The organism is Bradyrhizobium sp. P2_E8 (genome assembly GCF_056403875.1).
This window is the reverse complement of record NZ_JBFUES010001940.1, coordinates 1-508: the sequence shown is the minus strand read 5'-3', so window position 1 is coordinate 508 and position 508 is coordinate 1. Positions and strand designations below refer to the sequence as shown.

General features: G+C 71.9%; 1 protein-coding gene. It reads left to right on the top strand.

The window, feature by feature from the left end:
* On the top strand, positions 1 to 359 hold a 359-nt coding region (locus tag AC1D00_RS44820), incomplete at its 5' end, for a universal stress protein (RefSeq protein WP_477015177.1).
* Between the last annotated feature and the right edge of the window lie 149 nt (positions 360 to 508).

Below are 508 nucleotides of genomic sequence, written 5' to 3'. Positions count from 1 at the left end.
TCCTGAAGCTCAACCGCATCGCGATCGACCGGACGCTGGATGAGCAGGGCTCCAACAAGCATATCGACCGGCTGGTGGCGCTCCGGCATTGGGCCACGCCGCTGAAGCTGGACGAGAGCCGGCTGTCGGCTCATGTGCTGGAGGCGGTCGATCCCGCCGCGGCGATCCTGGAATTCGCCGAGGTCAACCACGTCGACCACGTCATCATCGGTGCGCGGCAGGGCTCGTTCAGGCGCACGCTGCTCGGCAGCGTCTCGGCCAAGGTGGCCGCGGAAGCGGCCTGCACCGTCACCGTGGTGCGGCCGCCGCGGATGGCTGCGGATGCGGACGAGACGGGCGCCGGTGAGGCGGCGGGATAGGTTGCGCCTGGCGTTTCGAGGGTGAGATCAGGCCGCGTGGGCGGTGTGGCCGGGGCGCTGGCGGCGGATGGGCGCGGGAAATTGCGGACCGGGGTCGCAGTGAGCCGCGGTGCGGCGGAGGTGCTGGGGGTGCGCGCGGCTGGGGGCGC